This is a genomic window from Phenylobacterium sp., assembly GCF_025351295.1.
In the GTDB taxonomy this organism is placed as follows: Bacteria; Pseudomonadota; Alphaproteobacteria; order Caulobacterales; family Caulobacteraceae; genus Phenylobacterium.
In genome coordinates this window covers 1-6,304 of record NZ_JANXWD010000110.1, presented here as the reverse complement: position 1 = coordinate 6,304, position 6,304 = coordinate 1, and the positions used below count along the sequence as shown (strand labels likewise).

General features: G+C 63.1%; 6 protein-coding genes and 1 pseudogene. 3 read left to right on the top strand and 4 right to left on the bottom strand.

What is annotated here, in order from left to right:
- Nucleotides 1-248: 248 nt before the first annotated feature.
- The 3 genes from Q0R13_RS15955 to Q0R13_RS15945 all read right to left on the bottom strand — a co-directional run bounded on the left by Q0R13_RS15955 (nucleotide 249) and on the right by Q0R13_RS15945 (nucleotide 2,108).
- Nucleotides 249-1,268 carry an IS110 family transposase gene (locus tag Q0R13_RS15955; protein WP_293905675.1) on the bottom strand — a complete coding sequence of 340 codons (1,020 nt, stop codon included), beginning with the start codon at nucleotides 1,266-1,268 and terminating at the stop codon, nucleotides 249-251.
- Nucleotides 1,269-1,429: 161 nt separating this feature from the next.
- Nucleotides 1,430-1,762 (bottom strand): retropepsin-like aspartic protease, encoded by a 333-nt coding sequence (locus tag Q0R13_RS15950; protein WP_293905673.1) that lies wholly within the window; start codon nucleotides 1,760-1,762, stop codon nucleotides 1,430-1,432.
- A 106-nt stretch (nucleotides 1,763-1,868) separates the two neighbouring features.
- Nucleotides 1,869-2,108: a hypothetical protein gene (locus Q0R13_RS15945; RefSeq protein WP_293905670.1), complete on the bottom strand. Its 240-nt coding sequence runs from the start codon at nucleotides 2,106-2,108 to the stop codon at nucleotides 1,869-1,871.
- Nucleotides 2,109-2,548: 440 nt separating this feature from the next.
- Here Q0R13_RS15945 and Q0R13_RS15940 point away from each other — a divergent pair, with 440 nt between their 5' ends.
- From Q0R13_RS15940 to Q0R13_RS15930, 3 genes are read left to right on the top strand one after another with little or no spacing between them, the layout of a single operon-like run.
- Nucleotides 2,549-3,406 (top strand): hypothetical protein, encoded by an 858-nt coding sequence (locus tag Q0R13_RS15940; RefSeq protein ID WP_293905668.1) that lies wholly within the window; start codon nucleotides 2,549-2,551, stop codon nucleotides 3,404-3,406.
- Nucleotides 3,406-4,323 carry a hypothetical protein gene (locus Q0R13_RS15935; protein ID WP_293905666.1) on the top strand — a complete coding sequence of 306 codons (918 nt, stop codon included), beginning with the start codon at nucleotides 3,406-3,408 and terminating at the stop codon, nucleotides 4,321-4,323. The genes Q0R13_RS15940 and Q0R13_RS15935 overlap by 1 nt, the downstream gene beginning before the upstream one ends.
- A complete protein-coding gene (locus tag Q0R13_RS15930; RefSeq protein ID WP_293905664.1) occupies nucleotides 4,320-5,561 on the top strand; it encodes an MBL fold metallo-hydrolase in 1,242 nt (413 codons plus the stop codon). The genes Q0R13_RS15935 and Q0R13_RS15930 overlap by 4 nt, the downstream gene beginning before the upstream one ends.
- A gap of 70 nt (nucleotides 5,562-5,631) precedes the next feature.
- Here Q0R13_RS15930 and Q0R13_RS15925 read toward each other — a convergent pair.
- A pseudogene (locus Q0R13_RS15925) lies at nucleotides 5,632-5,997 on the bottom strand (integrase core domain-containing protein); the annotation flags it as partial.
- Nucleotides 5,998-6,304 lie beyond the last annotated feature (307 nt).

Sequence of the window (6,304 nt, the reverse complement as noted above, 5' to 3'; positions counted from 1 at the left end):
CAATTAAGTAAACTGTTGTCTAATTGATTTCATGGTGTGGTGTGGTTCTTGGCGTGTCTGACCGTGGTCTATGGTTGTCTTCGGGGTCATGGCCTGGCTGGGGAGCCTTGGGTGGCCATGCCGCAGGATCGCGGTCAGGCGAGGATGGGGCGGGACGTCCTGATGTCACCGACGGGCTCTGTGGCCGCAACAGTGTAAGCGGGATCGTCCCTTTCGTGGCCTTCGGTCTTGAAGTCCGCGGAGCCGGATCAGGCCCAGCGGAAGTCGGTTTCCGAGAGCCACAAACGGTGAAGCAGGATGGCCAGCTTGCGGGCGACGGCGACGCGGGCGCGCTTTGGGCCCTTGGTCTCGGCGAGCCGCAGGCCCCAGTCCCTGAGCGCGCAGGGCCGCTTGACCCGGGCGAGCAGCACGTTGGCCGCTTCGTAGAGGGCGGAGCGCAGCATGCGATCGCCGGCCTTGGAGATGCGGCCCTTGTGGTCGCGCTCCCCGGACTGATTGCGCCGCGGCGCCAGGCCCGCGAAGGCGCCGGCGTCCTCGCCGCGAGCGAAGCGGCCAGGGTCCTCGATACTGCTCTTGAAGACCAGGGCGGTGATCGGCCCCACGCCCGGCGCGGTCATCAGGCGCGCCGTCACCGGATCGGCCTGCGCCTGGATCGCCAGGGCCTTTGACGCCTTGGCGATCTGGGCTTCCAGCGCCTCGAGACTCTCGGTCAGCGGCGCCAGGATCGGCTCGAGCTCCGGCCTGAGCGCGAACAGGGCCGCCAGCCGCTCGCGGCGCTTGCCAGGCGTGGTCACCTTGCCCAGCCGCAGACCGAACAGTTTCAGCAAGCCGCGCAGCTGGCCCGCCATGGCCAGGCGCGCGGCGACCAACTGCTCGCGGATCTTCAGCCGCGCCCGGTCCATGTGGGTCGCCTCGGCCTTGATCCGCACCGCCTTGAACCAGCCGGTCCGCGCCATCTGCGCCAGGCCCTCGGCGTCATGCGGATCGCTCTTGTTGACCCGCGCCGACAGCACCCCCTTGGCATGGCGCGCGCAGACGCAGGTCACCGGAACACCCCGCTCGACCAGCCCATGATAGAGAAACGCCGACAGCGGCCCGGTCTCAAGCACCACCCGCACCCGCCCCGGCGCGCGCCGCTCCAGCGTCCGGGCGATCACCTCCGGATCGGTCGCGCACGCCCCGCTCCAGATCTCGTCCCCCCTACCGTCCACAACGCACAGATGCGTGGACTTGTCCGATACATCCAGCCCGACATAGACTTCAACCATGGCCCATCCTCCTTCGTGAAGCGCTGCGATCACCTCGCTCCAACTTCGTATTCCAAGGCTTGGATGGGCCTACCTCAATTACCCGATGTCACCGCAATCCAACTGACTTGATGACACGGGTGGGGTAGGGCGTGGGGCGGCGGCGCGCACGCCGAGCGCGCCTACTCGTCGTCGATGGGCGGGGAGTAGCCGTGGTCGGCGCGTTGGTAGTGGACGACGTCGTTCGCACAGTCGATCGTGACCAGGAATTCGCGCAGGAAGTTCCGGCCGAGCAGGATGTGGTTGGACTCTCCGCCCTCCGTCATGGCGGTCATCTCGATCTCGTCACGGTAGCCGATCGCCGGGATTTCGAGGACGCCCATATAGGAAATGGCGGCGCGTTGCTCGCCGCTGGCGAGGATCGCGATGGTGTTCCGGATCGGGCGCAAGCCGAGGCGTTTGGCGATGCCGCGCGGGACAAGCACCGTGTCCGCGCCCGTGTCGATCACGCCCATGACGTCCGCGAAGATCGTTGTCTCGCTGGAAGCGGTGACAGGTCGAAGTCTGGCTTCGACATCCAGTGCGGTAACGCGGATTTCAGCGCTGCCCCCGTGAGGCAATCTAGGTCCTCATCAGGACGTAGGGCACGTGGACGGGTGCACTGTCGACCTGCCGGAGCAGAGCGGGTCTATCCGCGAAGTTCTTCGCCACGAATTTCGCGGCATCGCGGAATTGGGTGAAGTGGCCGCGCAGTTCGCCGCCTGACACGACAACCCAAGCATCCGGTCCGTATTGCCGCTTCAGGTCATCATGCAGAGCCTCGAAGGCCCTGCCTTCAACCTCAAGATCCTCATTTGGCACGAATCGCCTCCTGCCCATGGAGCCACCATCGCCGCGTTCGGGGCTCCTAATACGCGCCCATTCCGAAGGTGCGCCCGAATCAATCCGCAAGGCAAATCGCGCTGTACGGCGAACGACGCCAGGCGTGCTGCGCGCCTCGCCCGTCTTTGAAGTGACCCGATTGGCTGGCTTCGTCGACGCCTTGCGCGACTTGAACGTGACCCTGATCGCAACGCCGTAGAACTCCTCTCATCGAGGGTCGGCTTTCGGCAGCCTTTCATTTGGCCAAAATCGACCCTTCGCTGACATTCGAAATGCCGCATTTAGGCGGGGATCAATTCCTCGCCTTTGCGTAGCAATTCGTGCGCGGCGTGAGCGGCGCAAATGCCACGCCCCCGGCACGAAATGAGAAAAATCGCTGCCAGCCCGCAATTCAAACGCTGCTCGATAGAAGCGGTGTAATGTACCAAATCCCAGATGCCCCCCTCGGATGGCTATTCAACGTGTTGGCCTCGTCGAATAAGTCTCCGCTCGCCTTCCACCATACCCTCGCAGCAAGCCTATTCAGCCTGCGAGGCCAGCGCCCACAAAACCAAGACCGCGCATTCATCGCTTGGTTCGGCTCCCACGGCGCCCAGCCACCAATGCTGGTGGCGGGCGTGCTGGACAGCATGGGGGGCATGGAGCAGGGCGACCTCGCCGCTAGCGTCGCTTTGGCTCACTTCATCGTGGCCCTCATGGAAGACCGGCGCGATGTTGATGCAGCGCTAGAGGCCGCAATGTTGCGCGCCAACGCGGAGGTCTTCGGACTGCTCGACGGTGATGGCGGAACGACCCTGACCGCGCTCGCCATGACCGACACTCGCTACGTCGGCGTCCATGTCGGAGATAGCCGCCTCTACGAGATGAAGGCCCAGATCGCTCAGGTCACCGCAGACGACACTGTCGCTGGCTTACTGGAAATCGACCCCACGGCTCTTGGCGACGGTGGCCTATTACAGTTCGTCGGGATCGGGCCGTCGATGATTTATCAGACCTACGATCTCAGCGACGCTCCGCCAAAGCGCGCGATGCTGACTAGCGATGGCCTGCACAATCTCGGCCCTAGGGTCCTAAAGCGGTTAGGTCGCGTGCATGAATGGGATCGAGAAAGCCTCCAGTTCCGGCAGTCGTTTTGGGACCTGTCCGATAACGCCTCTGCGGTGTTCGTCCGACGAGATTACGCGCGAATTGAGCTTGGCCGGTTACCGCCCAACGAACTGCGTTTGATCTGCGGCTCCAAAGAGGCGAGCTTCACCATTCAGAGTAAGGGGCACTGATGGAATATCGGCATCACGTTAGCGAGGTTTTCGTACGCGCGTTGAACGCGCTCCATGAGCACGTAGACGGCGGCTGGTGGCGGTCCCTATTGGGCGACCCGGACATCTTCATTGCTTTCCGCGACGGCGCCCTGAACGCCTACTATCGAGGATGCAGCCTCGCCCAGCTTCGCCTAGTCGGCACCGAAGTCCGGGCGTTCACCCACTACAAGTACCTCCTGAAGCCTGCCCTCAAATCGCCGATGGTTGAAGCTCGGCAAGGCGTCTTTCAATTCCCGGCGAATTGGGGGGAGGACCCCGCGACTGTTTTCACCTCATCGCTGGCGGACCTCAGCGCCATCAAACGAGCGGCCAAGCCATATGCGGGCGGTGAGAAGAAGTTCGTTGGGGAGGTGATCCGGCGAAATAACACCGTCTTTGATGTCGAGATCGCTCTCACCCGAGAAGCGGAGGGCGAGGTCCCAGAGGGCGAGAGCGGTAAGTCCGCAGATCGCATTGATATCGCCTCGTTGAAAGAAAGCGAGGCTGGCGTTGAGCTTGTTTTCTACGAGGCCAAGCTCTTCCAAAACGGGGAACTGCGCGCGAGCGGCGACGCGGACGCCCGAGTGATTGGCCAAATCGGAAGGTATGTGAACCTTCTTGGAAAGTATCAGGCCGAGATACGGACTTCGTGCCTGCGGGCCGCGCAAAACGTAGTGGACCTCGAAGGGCTCTCAGATTCCCGAAAAGCCCAAGCAAAAGCGCTTCTTGGTCGCGCTGACAGTTTCACGATCAGCACAAATCCGTTCCTCATCGTCGGGGACTTTGACGCTGACCAAAGGGATGGCGACGTCTGGAAAAAACACCACCAGAAGCTGGTGGATGCACTTGAGGGACGCCTGATCGTGGCAGGCAATGCGTCGAGCGTTCGTTTGTGAGCGACCTTCGCCTCACCGTCCATCGCTCCACGCAGGAGATCGGCGGCAACTGTATCGAGATTGCCACGGAAGAAGGCCGGGTGATCCTCGACATTGGCCGTCCGTTGGACGCGCCGAAGGAGGCTACCGGACTCCTGCCAGAAACGCTGGACCTTAAGCGTCCTATGGACGGGATTTTGGTCTCCCACCCGCACCAGGATCACTATGGCCTCTTGCCCGAAGCCCCCGCCGACTGGCCCGTCTACTGTGGCGAACCCACGGCGAGGCTGATCGAACTTACCTCCGGCATCTTCGGTAAGCCCATTCAGCGTGACTTCCGGCACTGGAAGAGCGGACAGGACATTCAGGTGGGGCCGTTCCGCGTGCGGCCTTACTTGACCGACCACTCGGCCTTCGATGCCCACATGCTTCTGCTGGAAGGCGCCGGAAAGCGCATCCTCTACTCCGGAGATTTCCGCGCCCACGGGAGGAAGTCCAAGCTCGTCGAACGCCTGATGGCCTCACCGCCCCACGATATCGACGTCCTTCTAATGGAGGGGACGAACCTCGGCAGTGACAAGCCCTGCGTGACGGAAGACGCCTTGGAGGACGAGTTCGAGGCGCTGTTCCGCGAAACCGCTGGGCGGGTCTTCGTCACATGGTCCGCGCAGAACGTGGACCGCACGGTCACGCTGTACCGGGCGTGCAAGAAGACTCGCAGGGCGCTGGTGGTAGACCTCTACACCGCCGAGGTGCTTGAGAAGCTCGGCGCCTTCGCCAAACTCCCTCAACCGGGTTGGCCCAACCTCAAGGTCGTCATCACGAGCAACTTTTCGCGGCTTTACCTCGGCAAGGGCGAAGGCGAGTTCGTGGACCGGATGGCCAAGCACGGGATCAGCGCGCGGGCTTTGGCCGAATCGCCAGAGAAGTGGGTCATCATGACCCGAAGCTCTCTGATCGAGTCCTACCGGAACGCGGGCGTGGTCCCGACCACGACCGACGCTTGGAGTTGGTCGATGTGGCGCGGTTACCTGCCGACATCGGATGGCCAGACAGCGCAAACTTGGTTCAACGAAGGCGGGGCGCGAGCAGCCCATATCCACACCAGTGGCCACGCCTCCACGGCTGACCTTCGGGCCTTCGCTCAGAGCACGAAGGCCCGCACTCTAGTGCCGATCCATGGGCTCGCATGGGACGGCGACATTGCCGGGTTTCCCCCAATTCGCCGTTTGGCGGACGGTGAAACTATGGTTGTCTGAACACATCGAAGCCTCGGCCGGCACAGCAAGATGAACCGCCCCGGGTTTGCCGGAGGCCATTTGGTATAGGTTATGCGGCCATCGCCTCGACGTCGAGGCTGGCGTAGTAGCGCTGTTCGGCTTCGGCGGGCGGGATGTTGCCGATGGGCGCGAGCAGGCGGCGGTTGTTGAACCAGTCGACCCATTCGAGCGTGGCGAGTTCGACGGCCTCGAAGGATCGCCAGGGTCCGCGTCGGTGGATGACCTCGGCCTTGTAGAGGCCGTTGATGGTCTCGGCCAAGGCGTTGTCGTAGCTGTCGCCGACGCTGCCGACCGAGGGTTCGATCCCGGCCTGCGCCAGGCGCTCGGTGTACTTGATGGACACGTATTGCGAGCCGCGATCGGAGTGGTGCACGAGGCCGCTACGGTGTTGCGGCCTGCGGTCATGCAAGGCCTGCACTGTCACCGTAATACCTGCACTGTCACCGTAATACCCACCGTAATACCATCTTCCGTCTGAAGAGCGACCGCGAGATCGCCGAATTCCTCGAGGCCGTGGCCTGAGATGCGAAGGCTGCGCCGCTTCGGCCCCCCGATGATCAGGGCAGACCCGGTGAACGTCCGTAAGCGCCGTCCTGACCCCACCTTCCCCTGAGCGGGGTGGCCGGTGATGGTGACGATCCCCTTGGGCGGATCGTTTCATGTCTGGATTTGACCCTACGCTTGACCCTAAGCCGGTGCAGGTTCGCCGGCTGGAGGTGCTG

Bases quoted from the DNA above. Each gene is read 5' to 3' on its own strand.
- Q0R13_RS15955 (WP_293905675.1), bottom strand. From the start codon at position 1,268: ATGGTTGAAGTCTATGTCGGGCTGGATGTATCGGACAAGTCCACGCAT.
- Q0R13_RS15950 (WP_293905673.1), bottom strand. From the start codon at position 1,762: ATGGGCGTGATCGACACGGGCGCGGACACGGTGCTTGTCCCGCGCGGC.
- Q0R13_RS15940 (WP_293905668.1), top strand. From the start codon at position 2,549: ATGTACCAAATCCCAGATGCCCCCCTCGGATGGCTATTCAACGTGTTG.
- Q0R13_RS15935 (WP_293905666.1), top strand. From the start codon at position 3,406: ATGGAATATCGGCATCACGTTAGCGAGGTTTTCGTACGCGCGTTGAAC.